The following is an 18,655-nucleotide window of genomic DNA, read 5'->3' on the forward strand; positions in this document are numbered from 1 at the left end:
ACCAACAGGTGAACCGCGAGCTGCTGGCGGCTATGGCTTCGGTGCCAACCGCCTGCTGACCGCGTCCGGTCGTGGGGGGGGGGGGGGGGCCCCGCCCCGGGGGGGGGGGCCCCGGCGGGGGGGGGGGCGCGCGGGCCGCCGCGGCCCCGGGGCAACGCGGGGGTCGCCGCCCCGCGCCCCCCACGACCGGACGCGGTCAGCAGGCGGTTGGCACCGAAGCCATAGCCGCCAGCAGCTCGCGGTTCACCTGTTGGTGCCGCGCCTGCCACGCGGGCAGGTCATCGACACGGATGTCGGGCTGGCCATCCAGCGACGACAGCCAGCGCTTGAAGCGGCTCTGGTAGTTGGCCAGCGAAACTTCGCCGGTGATGTCACTGCCGACCAGGCCACCGGCGCGCAGTGCTTCGATCACCACCAGCGCGTGTTCCAGCTGGAAGCGGCCCTGGTCCCAGTTGCTGCGGGCAACGTCCTCGGCGAACACATCCTTGTCGATCGACAGGTAGGTCGGCTGTGGGGATGCGGCCTGCTCGGCGGCGAACGCGGCGACCAGTGCTTCCGGGTGCTCGAAGCGTCGGAACGCACGGCCCATGCCGAGGCGGTGGCCCCAGCCCACGTCCACGTCCATGCACCAGTACGTCAGGCGTCCACCCATCAGCGGTCGCCAGTGGTTCTCCCAGGCATGACCGAGGCCGATATCGCTGGAAGTGATGCCGAGCACATGGATGTGCGAGATCTGCGGCAGCTTGCTGGCGGCGTTCACCCACGAGCCGCAGTGCATGCCGAGCGGGAACCGCATGTTGTCCGGATGGTTGTCCAGCACGACCAGCTGGAATGGCGCCTGCCCATGCATGCGGCGCAGCAGCGGCAGGCTGAGATGGTGGAAGTCACCACTGCCGAGCATGACCGTGCCGAGCTGCGCGGGCAGCGGTGCCAGCACTTCGGCGGCGAAACGGTCCAGGGTGGCATTGCTGCAGGCGAAGCGCAGCGGGTCGTGCCACTGCGGCAGGGCCAGGATCTGCGCCCGGGGCAGCGGCAGCACGCCACCGTCCAGGTCCAGGATCAGCGGCGAACGCACCGGCATCGTTCAACCGCCTCCATCAGGTTCGCCCTGCAGGTACGGGGCCAGCCTGCGAAGGGCGGCACGCAGCAGCGGGGAGCGTGCGTGGATCGCGTGCCGGGTGGAGGTGAAGCGCGCACCCAGTTCGGCCTTGATGCGCGAGTCGGTCCAGCCGGCCACGTAGTGGCTCAGGCCGTGCCGCAGCGCGTACTCGAGGTTGTGCATCCAGCTGACCGCGTACAGGTTGTGCTCGCGCGACTGCGGATAGGCCAGGCCGATGTACTTGTCCACCAGCTTGCCGGCATGCACGTAGCACAGGTTCCAGCCGATCAACCGGCCCTGGTGGCGGTACAGGAACATCCGTCCCTGGCCCTGGCTGTCGGCCAGCAGGTACTGGAAATAGGGCAGGTCGAGCTGGTCGAAATGCACCGCGCTCTGCGCGTATACGTCCAGGAACAGCGCGTACAGTTCGGCCTGCAGTTGCGGGTCGGCCAGGGCCGGGTTGCCGGTGGCGATGCAGTCAATCTGCAGGTCATCGCGCGAACGCAACTTGCGACGGATGTTCTTGCGGCGCGAGGACGACAGGCGGCCGAGATAGCCATCGATCGAATCGAAATCGATCGCCACCCAGGCCAGTGGCATGCCTTCCAGTTCAACGAAGCCGCGCGCCAGCAATGCCTGCAGGAAGGCAGCGCTGTGCGCATTGGCCGCGTCGTCCAGCAACGGTGAATCGATGGCCAGATCCTTCACCACCAGCAGCCGGGTATCGCCGATCGCGTGACGCGTCACGTCCTCGGCCAGTGCCTCCGGCGCTACGTGTGCCGGCAGCGGGGTGTACTCGGTGCTGGTGGCACCGACGAAGCGGGTCTTCCAGGTGATCCAGGGCCGCCACAGGCGCGACAGCGGCAAGCCAAGCAGCTTGCCGCGCAGGTCTTCGTCCATCGTGGTGGTCAGGTCGAGCGGCGCACGGAAGGTCGGCAGGCCGCTGGGGAGCAGGCCTGCCTCGAATCCAAGCGGCGGGTGGGCCAGGAAGCCCTCCAGCAGCACGGCCGGTTCCAGCGCGGTGCTGGATGCGCGTGACGTCATCTCCATCGGCACGGGAACCGGCAGCGCATCGACCTCAGCCCTTGGCCTTGGTCAGCGCCTGGTCGAGCAGGGTGATCGCCAGGCCGATCTCTTCGTAGCTGATGTCCAGCGACGGCGCGAAGGTGATCACGTTCTTGTACCAGCCACCCACGTCGAGCACGAGGCCCATGCGCTTGCCGTCGTGCAGCAGGTCACCGGCCAGGCCGATGTCGACCATGCGGTCCAGCAGTTCCTTGTTCGGGGTGTAGCCGTCGGTCTGGCAGATTTCCGCGCGCAGGGCCAGGCCCAGGCCGTCGACGTCGCCGATTTCCGGGTGGCGCTTCTGCAGGCCACGCAGGCCGTCGAGGAAGTACGCGCCCTTCTCCGGCACGGTGCGCTCGTAGTCCATTTCCTTGCCCAACTTCAGCACTTCCAGGCCCAGGCGGGTGCCCAGCGGGTTGGAGTTGAAGGTGGAATGGGTGGAGCCCGGCGGGAACACGGTCGGGTTGATCAGCTCTTCGCGAGCCCACAGGCCCGACAGCGGGTTCAGGCCGTTGGTCAGCGCCTTGCCGAACACCAGCACGTCCGGGGTGACACCGAAGTGCTCGATCGACCACAGCTTGCCGGTGCGCCAGAAGCCCATCTGGATTTCATCGACGACCATCAGGATGCCGTACTTGTCCAGCACGCGCTTGAGGCCGGTGAAGAAGTTGCGCGGCGGAATGACGTAGCCGCCGGTGCCCTGGATCGGCTCAACGTAGAACGCGGCGTACTCGGCCTGGCCGACCTTGGGATCCCACACGCCGTTGTACTCGCTTTCGAACAGGCGCTCGAACTGCCACACGCAGTGGTCGGAGTACTCGTCCGGGGTCATGCCCTTCGGGCGACGGAAGGGGTACGGGAACGGGATGAACATCGCGCGCTCGCCGAAGTGACCGTAGCGGCGGCGGTAGCGGTAGCTGGAGGTGATCGACGACGCACCCAGGGTGCGGCCGTGGTAGCCGCCCTCGAAGGCGAACATCAGGCTCTTGCCGCCGCGCGCGTTGCGCACGATCTTCAGCGAGTCCTCAATGGCCTGCGCGCCGCCGACGTTGAAGTGCACGCGGCCGTCGAGGCCGAACTTCTCGTGCATGTCCACGGCAATGGTCTTGGCCAGCTGCACGCGGGTCGGGTGCAGGTACTGGCTGGCGACCTGCGGCAGGGTGTCGATCTGGTCCTTCAGTGCATCGTTCAGGCGCTTGTTGCTGTAGCCGAAGTTGCACGCCGAGTACCACATCTGCAGGTCGAGGTAGGGCACGCCCGCGCCGTCGAACATGTAGCTGCCTTCGCCGCGCTGGAAGATCTTCGGCGGATCGACGTAGTGGACGGTGTCGCCGAAGGAGCTGTAGCGGGCTTCGTCGGCCAGCAGCTGCGCATCGGAGGCAGCGGCGTCGGCGTTCTTGTCAAAAATATTCATGCAGTTCGGTTCCGTGAAGGACGTTCGAAAGGGGTAACAGGGGAGCGCGCCTGGAAGGGAGTGCTCAGGCGGTGGCAAGCAGCAGGGGCAGTGCGGCGGGCTGCGGGCTGGCGTCGGGGCGACGTGGCTGCAGCAGGCTGCCATCGAGCAGGCGCGGCAACAGTGCGATTGCATCGTGGAAGGTATCGATGGCGGCATGCGCGATGCCGGCCTTCGTGCAATGGGTAATCAGACGGCGCTTGGCGAACACGAAGTCGGCGTCTTCAGAGACGCAGAAGTCCGAGCTGCCGTCGCCGATCATCAGCACGCGGGGGGCTTCGTTGGCGCGCGCCTGCGCAGCGCAGGTGCACTTGCAGGTCCCGCTGCGGCACCCTTCGGCCTGGTAGGGCGACTCCAGTTCCCAATGGTCTTCGCACCAGCGCAGGTGGTTGGCCACCACCGGCAGCGGTGGCAGGCCATGGTTGGCAAGGATGCGGTGGATCGCGTAGTCCAGGCCGTCGCTGACGATGCGCAGTGGCAGGCCCAGCTGTTCGGCGCGGCAGACGAAGGCCGCGAAGCCCGGATCGATCTGCACCTGGTCCAGATGGGCATCGAGCGTGGCCGGGTCCAGCTTCAGCAGCCGCACCTGGCCCTGCATGCATTCACGCGAGCCGATCTTTCCCGCCTTCCACTGGTCTTCCAGTTCCTGCCAGCCCGGCTGGCCGTACTTTTCCAGCAGCGAGTCGATGACATCTTCGAGGCTGATGGTGCCGTCGAAGTCACACAGGATGCTCCAGTGCATGGGCAGGTCCGTCGATGAGAGAAACGTCCGGCACGATGCCGGGGCAGGCTCAATGTAGGCAGGCCGCCTTTCGTGTTCCTTTCCTGTTGAAAGCCTGCACCGCAGGCTGGGGAAAGTGTTCAGGAATCGCGCTTGCTGAACGGGCGTAATGCCCTGGAAACCGCGGTTTCAGAGCTGCGCAGCGGCCAGCGCCCGAAGGATCTCCGCGGTTTCCTCACGGGTCTGCCAGGCGCTGTTGCCAAGGGTCAGCATGCGTGTGGCGAAGTCACGTGCATTGGGCACGTTCTCCTGCGGCACGATGCCACGCAGGTAGGCGTAGTCGGGCAGAGCATGGATGAACATGCGGCTGGCACCGAGGCCGCGCGGCCACAGGTCGTCCAGCGCGGCATCGCGCGCGCGCTGGCTGGGCAGCAGCAGCATCAGCATCGGCCAGGTGCCGCCGGTGCCGGCCAGGCCATCGACCACCTCCACCGCCGGCAGTTGTGCCAGCTGCACGCGCAGCTGCAGTGCGCGCAGGCGCCCGGCCTGCAGGAACGCCGGCAGCCGCCGTGCAGCATGGGCACCGATGTTCTGTCGCCATCGACTGACCCGGTGCTGCGGTATGTCCAGCGGGAAAATGTCACCGACCGCGTCTTCCAGATCGCCACGCTGCAGTGCGCTGCGCAGCGGATTGCCGTACACCAGCGACAGCAGCGAGGGGCGATAGCAGGCGGCAAGACCAAGCAGCTGCACACTGCGAAGCAGCTCCCAGCGCAGGTTGAAGCGCACGTGTTCGGCGGCATGCTCGGCCAGTTCGGCGCGCAGTTCATCATCGCGGCTGACCAGCAGGCCGCCTTCGTGCAGGCTCAGTCCCTTCCCTGCAGCGAGGCTGAAGAATCCGATATCGCCACGCAGGCCGACACTGCTGTTGCCCACCCGTGCGCCCAGCGCCTGTGCGGCATCTTCGATGACCCAGGCGCCGGCGCTGCGGGCGATGTCGCAGGCCCGTTCGACATCGGCGATGCGACCGCCGAGGTGGGTTGGCAGGATGGCCAACGTACGCGCATCGGCCAACCGTTCGAGCTGGCCGGGATCGAAGTCGAAGTGGCCGCGCCGGGTATCGCACAGCTGCACGCGCAGGCCGAGGCTGTGCACCGCGATCGGCACCAGCGGGCAGGTGTAGGCCGGCATGATCACCGTGTCGCGCCTGGGCGCGCGCTTGCGCAAGGTGCGCAGGGCGATCAGCAGCGCGTGCGTGCCGGAACAGGTCAGCTGCAGCGGCGGCGTGCCCAGCTGGTTGGCCAGGATCCCGCGCAGGTCACCACCACCGGGAAGGAAGTCGCTGGCCTGCATCGGCAGGCCGGCGGTCGGTGGCAGTTCGCGCGCGAACAGGCTCATCGCAGCCCGCTCACGAGGTGCTTTCGTCGGGGCTGTGCGGGTCGTCCGCTTCGGCGCGACCGAGGCAGACGATGCCGGCCACGATCAGGACCGCACCGACCAGGTGGTGCAGGGTCAGTGGCTCGTTCAACAGCCACGCCGACAGCAGCAGCACGCTGATCACTTCCAGGTGCGAGGCAGCGAATGCGGGGCCGATCGGCGCATGCCGCAGCAGGCTCATCCAGGTGAAGAACGCCCCCACGTAGCCGAGGATGGCGCCGTACACCCACGGCTGCGACAGCACGCGCAGCAGCCACGCCGTGTTGGCCTCCACCGGCAGCGCGGCGTCGCCGGCGTATTTGAAGCACAGCTGGGCCAGTGTGTCGAAGGCCATCAGCAGCGGGAAGCCGATTACATACAGGCGCCTCATGAGCCGGCCCCCACCACCGCCACGCCCGCCGTGACCAGCAGCATGCCGGTCACCCGCAATGGCGTGAGCTTTTCGCGGAACAGGATGCGGCCGGCGATCATCAGCGCGACGATGTTGATCGAGCCAAGCAGCACGCCCTTGGACAATGGAACCAGCGACAGGAACGCAATCCAGGCGACGAACTCAAACACGTAGCAGGCGATGCCGATCCACAGCCAGGGGCGGCTGAGCATGTGTTTCCAGCGTTGCAGTCCCTCACCCTCCTGCGGATCGCTGGCGGCGGCCTTGAAGGCGAGCTGGCCACCGGTATCGAGTACCACATTGGCCAGCCACAACAGCGTGGCAAGTGCCCCCATCTCAGGCCACCGCCTTGAGCGCGCCGCTGCGTTCGCCGATCCCGGCGAAGAAGCGCGCGCTGCGGCGGATCACCTCTCGACGTTCGCGGTCGATGGTGATCATGTGGTAACTGTCCTCCAGCACCACCAGTTCCTTCGGGCCACTGACCCGCGACATCACCAGTTCGGCATTGCCCATGCTGGCCACGTCGTCTTCGCGGGCGTGCATCACCAGGCACGGGGCGGTGACCTGGTGCAGGTGGCGGCGGGTCCAGTTGCTCAGCGCACGCATCTCGGCCAGCGCGTGCCAGGGATTGCCCGGAAGGCCTGCCGCCGCGCTGTCGCCGGACAGCATGGCGGCGCTGACCTGCGCACGCAGGCGCTCGTCGCGCAGGCCGTACGGCGGTTCTTCCATGAACATGCGGTCGCGGCCGATGTTGAAGCGCTTGAACCACGGCAGCAGGAACGAGAGGCGGGCGACGGCGGGTATGTTCCAGCCGTCGTAGCGGAACGTGGCGCCATACACGCCGACGCCGGACACCCAGTCCGGTCGTCGGGCAGCAAGTGCCAGCGACAGCACCGCGCCCATCGACAGGCCACCGACGAACAGCTGGTCGACCTTGCCGCGCAGGCTTGCCGCCGCATCTTCCACGCCCTGGTACCACTGTTCCCAGGTGGTCGCCAGCAGGTCATCCACGGTGCCACAATGGCCGGGCAGCTGCACGCCGTGTACGGTGAAGCCGGCGTTGTTCAGGCCCTTGCCCAGCATGCGCATTTCCGCCGGGGTACCGGTCAGGCCATGGACCAGCAGCACGCCCTGGCGGCCACCGGGGAGGAAGAAGTCGTGCGATTCGGTCACCTGGCGGCTCCGGGACGGCAGTGGGGAGGGTCAGGATCGCAAGCGCGATTTTCGCCAGCCTTTCAGCGTCCCGGCCGGGTCAGGATGCCTTCAGCAGCGGCAGCGAGATGGCGACCTTCAGTCCACCACCGGGCCGGTTGAGGAAGCTCAGGCGGCCGCCGAAGTGCTCCACCGCCTCGTGGGCGATGGCCAGGCCCAGGCCGGTGCCGCTGGCGGTGGTGCCGGGGGCGCGGAAGAAGCGCTCGCCCAATCGTGGCATCAGCTCCTCGGGTACGCCGGGTCCGTTGTCCTCCACGTACAGTTCGACGTCATTGTCATCCAGCGCGTGCACGCCGACGGTGACGGTCGCACCGCGGCCGGCATAGCGCAGCGCATTGTCGATCAGGTTGTCCAGTGCCTCCTGCAGCTGGGCACCGTTGCCGAGCACGCGCAGAGGGTGGGGACTGCCGAGGTAGCCCAGGTCGATGCCGTCGCGGATCGCTTCGGGCACGCGCATGCCGACCCACTGTGGCACCCGTTCGCACAGGTCCAGTGCCTCCACGGTATCGGGCACGGTCTGCGCCCGGCTCAGCGCCAGCAGTTGGGTGCTGACCCGCGCGGTGCGCTGGTTGAGCCGGCGGATGTGCTGCAGTGCCTCGCGCACCGTGTCCGGGTCGCCATGCGCCAGTGCCTGGTCCACGTGCAGGGCCATGCCGGCCAACGGCGAGCGCAGCTGGTGCGCGGCGTCGGCGATGAAACGGTTCTGCAGGGTGATCATTTCCGCCTGGCGGGCAAACAGATCGTCGATGGTGCTGATCAGCGGCTGGATCTCCTCCGGCACGTCGGCGTCGGAGATCGGCGCCAGTTCGCCGCGGCGCTGTGCCAGGCGGGTCCTCAGCGGGGTCAGGATGCGCAGGCCATGGGTCACCCCGAACCAGACCAGCGCGGCGGTGCCCAGCGCCAGCATGGTCATCAGCGGGATGATGATCATCAGGATCTCGCGCGCGCGCTGGCGTCGTTCGGCCATGCTTTCGGCCACCGTCACCGCCAGCTGGTCCTGCGGATCGTTCATCGCACGCGTGCAGACGGTGGCCATGCGCACCGGCTGGCCGTTGAGAATGCCGTCGTACAGGGTGGGGTCCACGCCGGTGCATTCCTGCGAAGGCGCGTAGGCACTGAAATCCGCATTGCCGCTGAGTGTCCCCTGGCGGCTGCTGTCGACGTTGAAATAGCGATGGCCGTCGGGCTCGTACTCGATCAGGAAGCGCGCCTGCGGTGACAGCTCGCTGGTCACCGGCATGCCGCTCAGCATCTGCGCGAAGGAGTGCGTGTCGTCGATGAGGTTGCGGTCGTGGATGCGGTTGGAGTAGTCCAGCGCAACGTAGTAGGCCAGGATCGTATTGAAAGTGAGCAGGGCCAGCATCGGCAGCGCCAGGAAGGCAAGCAGGCGCCGGCGCAGGCTGGGCGGTCCACTGATCACGGGGCGCTGTCGTCCTGCGCGTCTTCCAGCATGTAGCCCAGCCCGCGCACGGTGCGGATGCCCATGCCGCCGGGCTGCAGCTTGCGGCGCAGGCGGTGCAGGGCGATGTCCAGGCCGTTGTCGGTCAGGTCCTGGCCCCAGTCGCACAGCGCTTCCACCAGCTGCGCGCGCGATACGATGCGCTCGGCGCGAACGGCCAGCGCCGACAGCAAGCCGAACTCGCGTGCGGTCAGTTCAAGTGATTGGTCGTCGATCCAGACGCGGTGCCCGGCCAAGTCCAGGCGCAAGCGGCCGACGCGCAGGTCCGGATTACCATTGCTGGTGACCCGCCGCAGCTGTGCTCGCACGCGCGCTTCGAATTCGTCCAGTGCGAACGGCTTGACCAGGTAGTCATCGGCGCCGAGGTCGAGCACGCGTACCCGCTCGGCCAGGCCGTCACGTGCGGTCACCACCAGCACCGCCAGGCCATCGCCGCGCTGGCGCAGGCGTTGCAGCACGTCGCGGCCATCCAGTTGCGGCAGGCCCAGGTCCAGCACCAGCAGCGCGTACTGCGTCGAGCCCAGTGCAGCATCGGCGTGCGCACCGTTGTCGACGTGGTCGACCACGTGCCCCTGCCGGCGCAGCGAGGCGCACAGGCCGGAGGCGATATCCGGGTCGTCTTCAGCAATCAGAACGCGCATGCGCGGGGCTCCTGTAACGGTCAGGCCCACCGGATGGACGGGTTGGGCCTCTCGGCTGCCGAAGGGTAGCCGCAAACCGGGTGAAGGTGGAGCGCGCCGGCACCTCCCGGCACCGTCGCGCTGTACCTCCATTCAGTCCTGCAGGCCCGGCTCACCCAGCGCCAGCGGCACCCGCGAACCATCCAGCAGGCCACGGCTGAGCTTGCCATCCTCGATGAACAGCAGTTCGCCGTTCTCGCCGTTCTTGATGCTGCTGTCGATGGCGATCACGCGGTCGCCGTGGAAGCTGCTGACGTGCGGCATCGAGGTGTGGCCGACCACGATGCGGGTGAGCTGCAGGCGGTCGAGCACGGCCTGTACCCCCGCGGTGTCGAGGCGGCCATCGAAATAGCCGCGGTACCAGATCGGGCTGGTCTTGCCGTCATACAGCGGTGCCGTGGCCGGGTCGGCCTTCACTTCGGCCTTGGGCAGGCCCAGCGAGGCCTGATAGGCCGCGTTGGTGCGTGCCGGGTCCAGCGCCAGCTGCACCGCCTCGGGCGAGATGCCGCCGTGCAGGAACAGGGTATCGCCGATCTTCAGCAGCACCGGACGGGTGCGCAGCCACTGCCCGATCACCGAATCGGCACCATACAGCTGCGGGTAGCTGCGGCCCAGCAGCTGGGCGCTGCGCAGGTACTTCGGGTTGACGTAGCGCAGGTCGTCGTACAGCACCATGGTTTCGTGGTTGCCGAGCACGAAGTGCACGGCGCCACCGGCGGCGGCCGCCTGCTGCTGCAGGCCGTAGAGCAGCCAGAACGCCTCGGTCACCTGCGGGCCGCGGTCGAACACGTCGCCGGCGATGACCAGTGTGTCCTTGCCCAGCGCCCAGCGGTCCTGCGCATCGATCACCTTGTTGGCGCGCAGCAGGCGCACCAGCAGGCCGTACTGCCCGTGGATATCGGACAGGGCAACGATGCGCGGTACCGCCGGCAGCACGGAGACCGACGGTGCGTTGGGTGCGGCGACATGCACGGTGTGTTCGTAGCCGCAGCGCGGCGGGATATCGGTGCCCGCCGCGTTGATCGGCAGCGCGCGCGACTCGACCTTGTCCGCGCAGATCCATTTCGCCTTCAGCTGCTTGCCGTCGCGGAACACGTACGGGCCATCGGCCTGTACATGGTCAGCAGGCGCGGCGACCTCGCGGGCCTGCGTGGCTCCAGCGGCACAGGCCAGCAGGGCCAGCGGCAGCAGGCGGGCAAGGCGGAACAGGGCGCGATGCGGCATGGGATGTTTCCTTGGCGGGCAATGAAGAGGCAGGCCCGAAGGCCCGCCCTTGATGCTACGCCGTCGCTGCGCCAGCCGCATTGCCGTTCCGGTCTGTCCGGCATGCGGCCGTCGGCTCAGAACTTCGCGCGCAGGTTGAACAGCACGCGGCGCGGTTCGCCCCAATAGCCGGAGTTGAAGAAGCCGACGTTTCGGTAGTAGACCTTGTCAAACAGGTTGGTGACCGTCACGCCCACGCTCAGGTTGTCGTTGATGCGGTAGCGGCCCATCAGATCGAACAGCACGTAGCCGCCCTGGCTCATCCGACCGGTGGCCGTGACCGGCGCACCGCTGGCGGTGAAGCGGCCGGTGGGAATGGGCTGCATCTGGTAGATCTCGCTCTGCACGCTGACACCGCCGCCCAGCGTCCACTGGCCATGGGTCCAGGTGGTATTGACGCGGGCCAGGTGCATCGGGCTGGTGCTGGCGAAGCGGCTGCCATCGGGGTTGCTGCTGTAGCTGTAGGTGTAGCCGCCGGTCATGCTCCAGTGGTCGTTGATCGAACCGGAGACTTCGAACTCACCGCCCTGGGTGGTAATGCCACGGCTGGCGATGTACGGCGAACTGCCATCGGGCAGCTTGATCTCGCCACCGTTCGGGTCCAGCTCGGCCACGTTGTCCTGCTTCATGTAGAAGCCGTTCAACGCCGCGTACAGGCAGCCGCCGAAGAAGTCGGCCTTCAGGCCGTACTCGTAGTTGCCACCGGTGGTGGGGGCCAGCAGCTGGTTGTTGATGTCGCGCCGCGCGGTGGCCTGGAACACGTCCGAATAGCTGGCAAAGGCGGTGATGGTGCTGCTCAGATCATACAGCACGCCCACGTATGGGGTCAGCTCATGGGCGGTGGTGCGCGCGCTGCGGCTGGTGAAAACGCCGTCGGTGTTGTAGTTGTCGGTGGTGGTGCGGTAATCGGAATAGCGCGCGCCGGCGATGATCTTCAGCGGATCGATCGGGTTCAGGCGCACGGCGGCGTAGTAGCCGGTCTCGGTGGTGTTCACCGTGCTGGACGGAATGCCGTAGTTGTACGTGGTCGGCTTGCCGATGTTGCCGTCCCAGCCGAAGATGCTGGGGAAGGCGGCCACGTTGTACGGGCGCGAGGTGATGCCGGCGCGGATGGTGTCCAGGTCACGGTCGTAGTGGTTGATGCCCACCACCAGCTCGTGCGAACGGCCGAACAGCTGGAACGGACCGGACGCGTACAGGTCGAAGGCATCCTCGCGGGTTTCCGACACCGAATAGGTATCGGCAATGCGCAGGCCCAGACCGGTGACCGGGTCGGCCCAGTTGCCGGTGTTGGAGCCGGCCAGCAGCAGCGAATCGGTATCGGTGGCGCGGTGGTTGTACGCCAGGCGGCCACTCCAGCCGGCGCCGAACTGCTGTTCCAGGGTGGCGAAGTAGTTGGTGCTTTCGCGGTTCCACTCGTTCCAGCGCGCTGCGGCGCTGTAGGAACGCGGCATGTGCGCGCGGCTGCCATCGCGGAAGTACAGCGGCGAGGCGCTCCAGGCGCCGCCATCGGAACCGGTCTTCAGGTAATCGATGCCAGCACGCAGGCGGGTGCTGTCGGTCAGGTCGGCTTCGATCACCCCGTACAGGCTGGGCGACTTGTCATGCTGGAAACGTACCCAGCTTTCCTTGTCGGTGTAGGCGCCGACGAAACGCCCGCGTACGCGGCCACTCTTGCTGAGCGGGCCGGACACATCCACTTCGGCACGCTTGTAATCCCACGAACCGGCGCTGAGGCTGGTGCTGGCCTGGAAGGTTTCGGTCGGGCGCTTGCGCACCATGTTCACCGTGGCCGACGGGTTACCCGAGCCGGTGACCAGGCCGCTGGCACCGCGCACCACTTCAATGCGCTCGTAGATGGAGGTGTCGCTGAGGATCGAGTTGCCGCCGGCACCGGTGGTGTAGTTGGTGGGAATGCCATCGAACATGAAGTTGTTGATGGCAAAGCCGCGCGCATTGAACAGCGTGCGGTTGCTGTCATACGACTGGATGGTCACGCCGGGCGTCTGCTGCAGCACCTCGGAGATCGTGATGAGGTTGAAATCCTCGATGCGCTGGCGGGTGAACACGGTCAGCGACTGCGGGGTCTCGCGCAGGGTCAGCGGCAGCTTGGTGGCGGTGTTGGTGCCATAGACCTGGTAGCCCTCGGTGCGCTGGGTCACCATCACCCGGTCCAGTTCGGTGGTGGTCGGCGCACTGTCCTGGGCAAATACCGGCGCGGCGGCGCAGGCGAGCGACAAGGCGAGGGCGTTCCGGCGCAGGGCGCCAGAGTGCGTGTGCTTCATGCAATGACCTTTCTAGTTCAGGAACGGGAAGACGGGCGTGGCGCCGGCTTGGCCGGGCTGCGGAGACTGAGCCAGAGCACCATGGCCCCGGCGCCTGCGGCGAGCACGCCACACCAGCCCACGAAGCCCTGGGCAACGCCCCAAGCCGCGATGCTCGGTGCCAGGCTGGCCGCCAGCGCCGCCGCGCCCAGCAGGCGCAGCAGGCGGCGGCGCGGCGCGGCGGGGGCATGACCGGTGACGTCGCGATGGTGGCGTTCCATCGCCAACGCCAGACATACGAAGCCGACGGTCGCCAGCAGCAGGGCGAGCGCGCTCATGCGCTGGCCTCGGCAGCCGGGGCGGCGCGTGCGGCACGTGGCTTGCGTTGCGCCGGCACGAAACGATGCACCTTGCGCGCTGCCCACAACAGGCTGGCGCCGATCAGCAGCAGGCCGATGTCGATGCCGGCCCGGGCGCCATCACCGTTGGCCAGCGCAGTGACCGCGCCCCCCTGCCAGGCCGCCAGGTTGTACAGCGGCAGGCCCAGCGCCAACACGCCGGCCAATGCCAGTTGTTCCACCCAGCCGCGACGGGCCGGACGGAATAGCGCGTGCAGCAGGCAGGCCGCCCACGCGTAGAAGAACACCTTCACTTCGGCATCGCTGCGGTTGGCCAGCTCCACCGGCAGCAGGCGGTTGCCCCACAGGAAGGCCAGCATGGCGACCGGCAGGCCGCTGACGAAGCCGATGTTCAGGCGTTCCACGATGCGGAAACCCAGATGCGGACGCGCGGGGTCGGGCAACTGGGTGCGGCGCTTCACCGTCCACAACACCAGCCCGGTGGCGACCATCAGCGTGCCGGCCACGCCGGACAGGAAGAACAGCCAGCGCATCGTGGTGGGCGCGAAACGTGCCGCGTGGAGTCCGATCATGCCGTCGCGGGTGACCACGGCGGCCGAGCGCGGCGGGGCAGCATCGAGCAGTTCGCCGCGCGCGTCGAAGGTGAGGGTGTCGTTGGCCCCGGCAATCTGGTCGGCCTGCTGGCGGCGCACGGCAATGCGCATCGACGCATCGCCTGGCTGGTCGATCTGCAGCGACGCGGCATGGCCACCGCCCCACTGCAATTCCGCACGGCGCAGGACCTGGGCCAGTGCGGGCGGCGCAGCGGCTACGCCACTGGGTTCGACCTTTTCCGCGCGCGGGAACAGGTCGGCGAAGAACGCATCGCGTCCACCGGGGTAGTTCGCGTCCACCGCCCACGGCATGTACAGCGTCATCAGGGTGATCAGGCCGGTGTAGGTGATCATCAGGTGGAACGGCAGCGACAGCACCGCCAGCGCGTTGTGGCCGTCCAGCCAGGTGCGTTGGCCCTTGCCGCGGCGGAAGGTGAAGAAGTCGGTGAAGATCTTCTTGTGGGTGATGACCCCGCTGATGATCGCCACCAGCATCAGCATGGAACAGGCACTGATGAACCAGCGCGCCCACAACACCGGTACGTAGTGCAGATCGAAATGCAGGCGATAGAAGAAGTTGCCACCGCGTGTCTCGCGCACCTGCACCGGGGTGCCGTTGGCATCCAGGGTGGCTTGGTTGGGATTGCGCTGGCCACGCCGGCGTTCCTTTTCGCCCTTCGCCTGCCAACTGACGGTGGTGGCACTGCTGCGCGAATCGGGCAGTTCGATGCTCCAGCGCTGCGCGTCCGGTGCAGTGCGGGCCAGGAACTGCTGGGCCTGGGTGACGGCGGTCGTGGCCTCGGCGGGCAGGCCGATTTCCGGCTGCATCCAGCGGGTCAGTTCTTCCTTCCAGTACGATGCGGTACCGGCAATGAAAATCAGGAACAGCACCCAGCCGACCACCAGGCCCGACCAGGTGTGCAGCACCGATTGCGATTGGCGGATGCCGCCCAGGTTGTCGGCGCTGCTCATGCGTAGTTCCCGCGCAGCAGCCAGGCGATCAGTGCAGCGAGGGCGCCCGCGGCCAGCAGGCCCACAGCGGCACGCAGGGTGCTGCGCGCGGCGTAGGCCCAGATGGCGGCCAGTGCGTAGACCACGAACGCGGCCATGGTCGCCACCAGGGTGGCATCGGCCTTGGCGCCCGGCAGCAGACGCGCCAGTGCGGCGGCCCAGCAGGCAGCCACGGCGTAACCGCCCAGCAGCGCCAGCAGACCGCGCGCCCACAGCAGGCCATGACCGTTACCGCGCGCCACGCGCTTGGCCGGCGCAGCGCCGGCAGCAGAAGGAGAGGTAGGAGCGGCCATCGCCGATGTCAATGAGAACCGTGTGCAATTGCAATTGAATGCTATTTGACACCGGTGACCCTGTCGAGTCCCCCATTCGGGGGGGGCGCCGTTTACAGCTTGCGCACCACGGTAGCGTGCGCCGGCAGTGGCTGTCCGTGGGTGTCCAGCGGTTGCATGTAGGGCACGGTTGAGCCGTTGTCACGCTGGACCAGGGAAGAGTGGGCTTCGCCAGCGCCGAAGCGATGGCGTTCGCCCCACTGGCGCAGCGCGACCAGCAGCGGGAACAGCTCCTGGCCGGCGGCGGTGAGCACGTATTGCTGGTAGGCCGAGCCATCGGAGGCCGGTTGCAGTTGCAGGATGCCGGCCTCGACCAGCCTGCGCAGGCGATCGCTGAGGATGTTGCGCGCCGCGCCGAGGCTGCGCTGGAAGTCGCCGAAGCGGCTGACGCCGTCGAAGGCATCGCGAATCACCAGCAGTGCCCAGCGATCACCGAGCAGGTCGGCGCTGCGGGCAACGGGGCAGGGACTGTTGGCGTGCATGCTGGGGCCTCCGAATGTGGTTGCAGTTTAAAACCAATGGCGATAGCCTGCATCAAGTTTCAAATTGCAACTACATCATGAGCGCATCGATGTCCCGCCCATTGCTGACCCTGCTCGCGGTCGCGGCCGGCGCCAGCGTGGCCAACGTCTATTACGCGCAACCGCTGCTGGATCGGCTGGCACAGGCCTTCGCACTGGACCGTGCCGTGGCGGGCGCAGTGTTGGCGGCAACCCAGGCCGGCAGCGTGCTTGCATTGCTCGGCCTGCTGCCGCTGGCCGATCGCGGTGACCGGCGGCGCCTGCTGCGGCTGCAGCTGGCGGCACTGGTGGCGGCCCTGCTGTGGCTGGCAGCGGCACGCACGACCGGTTGGCTGCTGTCGGCCATGCTGCTGGCCGGACTGCTGGGCACCGCGCTGACCCAAGGACTGATCGCCTACACAGCCACGCTGGCACCGCCCGAGCAGCGCGGTCGCATGGTTGGCGTGGTGCAGGGTGGGGTGTTCATCGGGCTGCTGCTGGCGCGTGTGCTGTCCGGCACGGTGGCGGCCATTGCCGGCTGGCAAGCGGTCTATCTGCTTTCGGCAGCGCTGATGGCGGCCTTGGCCGTACTGCTGTGGCGGCGCCTGCCGGCCGTGCCGATACCCGCAGTGCCGCCGCGCTGGCGCGACCTGATCGGCTCGATGCTGGGCATGCTGCGCCGCGATCGAACGCTGCGCGAGCGCGGGCCGCTGGCATTGCTGCTGTTTGCCGGCCTCAATGTGTTCTGGGCGGCGGCACCCTTGCCGCTGTCGGCACCGCCGCTGCACTGGTCGACCGCAGCCATCGGTGCGCTCGGCCTGGCCGGGGTGGCAGGTGCATTGATGGCGTCGCGGGTCGGGCACTGGATGGACCGCGGTTTCGCGCATCGGGTCAGCCTCGGCGCGCTGTTGTTGATGCTGGTCGCGTGGTGGCCGCTGCTGGGCCTGCCGCGTTCGCTGTCCTTGCTTTTGCTGGGTGTGGTCGTGCTCGACCTCGGCGGCCAGGCACTCCATGTCTCGAACCAGGCATTGTTGCTGCGTGCACCGGCAGAACAGCATGGGCGCCTGGTGGCGTTGTACATGTTGTTCTATGCAGTTGGCAGTGGGGCGGGTGCGGCTGCGGGGCCTTGGGTGCAGGCCCGGCATGGCTGGCCAGCAGTGTGCCTGTTGGGCGCCGGCATCGCGCTGCTGGCGCTGCTGTGGTGGGCAGCATGGCGGGTGGTGGCGTTCAACGCATCGGCTGGCGCGCGAACCGGTAGAGTCGACTGTCGGTAGAGTCGACTGTCAGTCGACTGCTCTTCGCCCCGCGTGCGAAAAATCCCGCGCTGCGCGCGACAGTCGACCAGCGGTCGACTCTACCTGTCCTGTCGTCATCGCTGCAGTGCACGCCGCCCCGGGGCTTCCTGCAGGTCCGCGCTGGCCACCACCACGCGGTTGCGGCCGCTGCGCTTGGCCTCGTACATCGCCGCGTCGGCACGTGCCATCAACCGTTCGTAGTCCGGATGACCATCGTGACCGGCCACGCCGATGCTGGCGGTCAGCTCCAGCACCTGGCCATTGGCTAGTGCTACCGGTGATTGTGCGATCTGCCGGCGCAGGCTCTCGGCGATCACCGAGGCCTGTGACTCGCTGGCGGCCACCAGCACCACCACGAATTCTTCGCCGCCATAGCGGAACAGATAGTCGCTGCCCCGCGTGAGTTGGCCGAGCAGGCCGGCCACGTGCTGCAACGCGCGGTCGCCGGCATCGTGGCCGTGGCCGTCGTTGATCGCCTTGAAGTGATCCAGGTCGAGCAGCAGCAGCGAGAACGGCGTGCCGTTGCGCGTGGCCAGCTCGATTTCCCGGCGCAGCACGGTCGGCAGGAACCGGCGGTTGAGCAGGTTGGTCAGTGCATCGCTGCCGGCATCCAGTTCGCCGATGCGCTCGAACAGCAGGGTCATCAGGGTGCGGATGGCGGCCAGATCCTCGCGGATGGCCGGCAGCACCGCCAGCCGCTGCGCCGGGGCATCGTTGCTTGCCTGTTGCAGGTTCCCGTCGATGCGGGCCATCAGCTGGCCGACCTGCTGGGTTTCGCTGCTCTCGCCGAAGCTGGGGATGCCCTTGTGGGTGAACCACAGGCCGAATTCCGAGGTCGCCAGACTGGCGCTTTCGCCGGCCTGCACGTGGCCGGCCAGTGCGTACAGCAGTGCGTTTTCCCAGTCCAGCAGCAGGGCGCGCTGGCGCTCGCGCTCGGTGCTGACGTTCTGCACCAGCGAGAACAACCGGTAGGCCGCATCGGCACGGGTGGATCGTTCGCGCGCATGGGTGTAGGCCAGGGTCATGCCTTCCATGGCGATGTCCATGATCGCGCTGAGGCAGTCGATGGCGGCGAACGCGGTGGCACTGTCGGGTGCGTCGTCGCGCAGGCGCACGAACAGCTCGTGCTTGAGCACGCGCGCGCCGCGGGTGACCAGGTCGACCGGAATGCCGACCCGGGCATGCACATCGCCGATCACCCGTTGCGAGGCCACGGCACTGTCGATCCTGTCGCGATCAGTGGTCAGCAGTTGCACCAGCCAGCGCTGCATGGCCGGCTGCAGGCGCTGCTTGACCTGGTCGTGGGACAGGAAGCGGCGTGCACGCCCGTCCTGCAGCAGCACTTCGTAAAAGCGCTGTGCCAGCACGGCTGGGGCATCGGTGGCAGCGGCCTTGAGCAGCGCGGTGGCGGCAGGGCCAGCCTGTTGCAGGCAGTGCTGCCAGGCTTCGGCCAGCGGCTGGCTGGCATCGTCCAGTTGCGGTGTTTCCACGTCGATCTCTGACTGCGTACGACAAACCACG

At 67.7% G+C, this 18,655-nt stretch carries 18 protein-coding genes; 1 reads left to right on the forward strand and 17 read right to left on the reverse strand.

The window, feature by feature from the left end; translation table 11 throughout:
- Window positions 1-196: 196 nt before the first annotated feature.
- The 16 genes from R5H29_RS01265 to R5H29_RS01340 form a co-directional block, all read right to left on the reverse strand.
- Complete coding sequence (locus tag R5H29_RS01265; RefSeq protein WP_155029168.1) at window positions 197-1,081, reverse strand: hypothetical protein; 885 nt, start codon at window positions 1,079-1,081, stop codon at window positions 197-199.
- Between the two features lie 3 nt (window positions 1,082-1,084).
- Complete coding sequence (locus R5H29_RS01270; protein ID WP_155029169.1) at window positions 1,085-2,149, reverse strand: GNAT family N-acetyltransferase; 1,065 nt, start codon at window positions 2,147-2,149, stop codon at window positions 1,085-1,087.
- A gap of 28 nt (window positions 2,150-2,177) precedes the next feature.
- Window positions 2,178-3,578, reverse strand: a complete 1,401-nt coding sequence (locus R5H29_RS01275; protein ID WP_332328605.1) for an aminotransferase class III-fold pyridoxal phosphate-dependent enzyme — start codon at window positions 3,576-3,578, stop codon at window positions 2,178-2,180.
- Window positions 3,579-3,642: 64 nt separating this feature from the next.
- The gene (locus tag R5H29_RS01280) at window positions 3,643-4,359 is read right to left on the reverse strand and encodes an MtnX-like HAD-IB family phosphatase (protein ID WP_332328606.1); all 717 of its coding nucleotides are present in this window, start codon (window positions 4,357-4,359) and stop codon (window positions 3,643-3,645) included.
- Window positions 4,360-4,527: 168 nt separating this feature from the next.
- A complete protein-coding gene (locus R5H29_RS01285; RefSeq protein ID WP_332328607.1) occupies window positions 4,528-5,736 on the reverse strand; it encodes a DegT/DnrJ/EryC1/StrS family aminotransferase in 1,209 nt (402 codons plus the stop codon).
- Between the two features lie 10 nt (window positions 5,737-5,746).
- Window positions 5,747-6,145, reverse strand: a complete 399-nt coding sequence (locus tag R5H29_RS01290) for a DMT family transporter (RefSeq protein ID WP_332328608.1) — start codon at window positions 6,143-6,145, stop codon at window positions 5,747-5,749.
- Window positions 6,142-6,501, reverse strand: coding sequence for an EamA family transporter (locus R5H29_RS01295; protein ID WP_019659192.1), 360 nt, complete (start codon window positions 6,499-6,501; stop codon window positions 6,142-6,144). The genes R5H29_RS01290 and R5H29_RS01295 overlap by 4 nt, the downstream gene beginning before the upstream one ends.
- Before the next feature lies 1 nt (window position 6,502).
- Window positions 6,503-7,339, reverse strand: coding sequence for a carboxylesterase (locus R5H29_RS01300; protein WP_288037672.1), 837 nt, complete (start codon window positions 7,337-7,339; stop codon window positions 6,503-6,505).
- Window positions 7,340-7,418: 79 nt separating this feature from the next.
- Window positions 7,419-8,798 (reverse strand): sensor histidine kinase, encoded by a 1,380-nt coding sequence (locus R5H29_RS01305; protein WP_019659190.1) that lies wholly within the window; start codon window positions 8,796-8,798, stop codon window positions 7,419-7,421.
- Window positions 8,795-9,478 (reverse strand): response regulator, encoded by a 684-nt coding sequence (locus R5H29_RS01310; protein WP_019659189.1) that lies wholly within the window; start codon window positions 9,476-9,478, stop codon window positions 8,795-8,797. Before R5H29_RS01310 ends, R5H29_RS01305 begins: the two co-directional genes overlap by 4 nt.
- Window positions 9,479-9,610: 132 nt before the next feature.
- Complete coding sequence (locus R5H29_RS01315) at window positions 9,611-10,741, reverse strand: metallophosphoesterase (protein WP_332328609.1); 1,131 nt, start codon at window positions 10,739-10,741, stop codon at window positions 9,611-9,613.
- A 116-nt stretch (window positions 10,742-10,857) separates the two neighbouring features.
- A complete protein-coding gene (locus R5H29_RS01320; RefSeq protein WP_332328610.1) occupies window positions 10,858-13,065 on the reverse strand; it encodes a TonB-dependent siderophore receptor in 2,208 nt (735 codons plus the stop codon).
- Window positions 13,066-13,082: 17 nt separating this feature from the next.
- Window positions 13,083-13,382 (reverse strand): DUF3325 domain-containing protein, encoded by a 300-nt coding sequence (locus tag R5H29_RS01325; RefSeq protein WP_332328611.1) that lies wholly within the window; start codon window positions 13,380-13,382, stop codon window positions 13,083-13,085.
- Entirely contained in the window at window positions 13,379-14,968 is a 1,590-nt protein-coding gene (locus R5H29_RS01330) for a PepSY domain-containing protein (RefSeq protein WP_180876028.1), read from the reverse strand. Before R5H29_RS01330 ends, R5H29_RS01325 begins: the two co-directional genes overlap by 4 nt.
- A complete protein-coding gene (locus R5H29_RS01335) occupies window positions 14,965-15,300 on the reverse strand; it encodes an iron transporter (protein ID WP_167692757.1) in 336 nt (111 codons plus the stop codon). Before R5H29_RS01335 ends, R5H29_RS01330 begins: the two co-directional genes overlap by 4 nt.
- 92 nt (window positions 15,301-15,392) lie before the next feature.
- A complete protein-coding gene (locus R5H29_RS01340; protein WP_134730279.1) occupies window positions 15,393-15,821 on the reverse strand; it encodes a helix-turn-helix domain-containing protein in 429 nt (142 codons plus the stop codon).
- A gap of 89 nt (window positions 15,822-15,910) precedes the next feature.
- Here R5H29_RS01340 and R5H29_RS01345 point away from each other — a divergent pair, with 89 nt between their 5' ends.
- Window positions 15,911-17,113: an MFS transporter gene (locus R5H29_RS01345; protein ID WP_407073512.1), complete on the forward strand. Its 1,203-nt coding sequence runs from the start codon at window positions 15,911-15,913 to the stop codon at window positions 17,111-17,113.
- A gap of 95 nt (window positions 17,114-17,208) precedes the next feature.
- Here R5H29_RS01345 and R5H29_RS01350 read toward each other — a convergent pair whose 3' ends face one another.
- Window positions 17,209-18,624, reverse strand: a complete 1,416-nt coding sequence (locus R5H29_RS01350; RefSeq protein WP_332328613.1) for a GGDEF domain-containing protein — start codon at window positions 18,622-18,624, stop codon at window positions 17,209-17,211.
- Window positions 18,625-18,655: the final 31 nt, after the last annotated feature.

This window comes from Stenotrophomonas sp. A3_2 (assembly GCF_036624925.1).
In the GTDB taxonomy this organism is placed as follows: Bacteria; Pseudomonadota; Gammaproteobacteria; order Xanthomonadales; family Xanthomonadaceae; genus Stenotrophomonas; species Stenotrophomonas hibiscicola.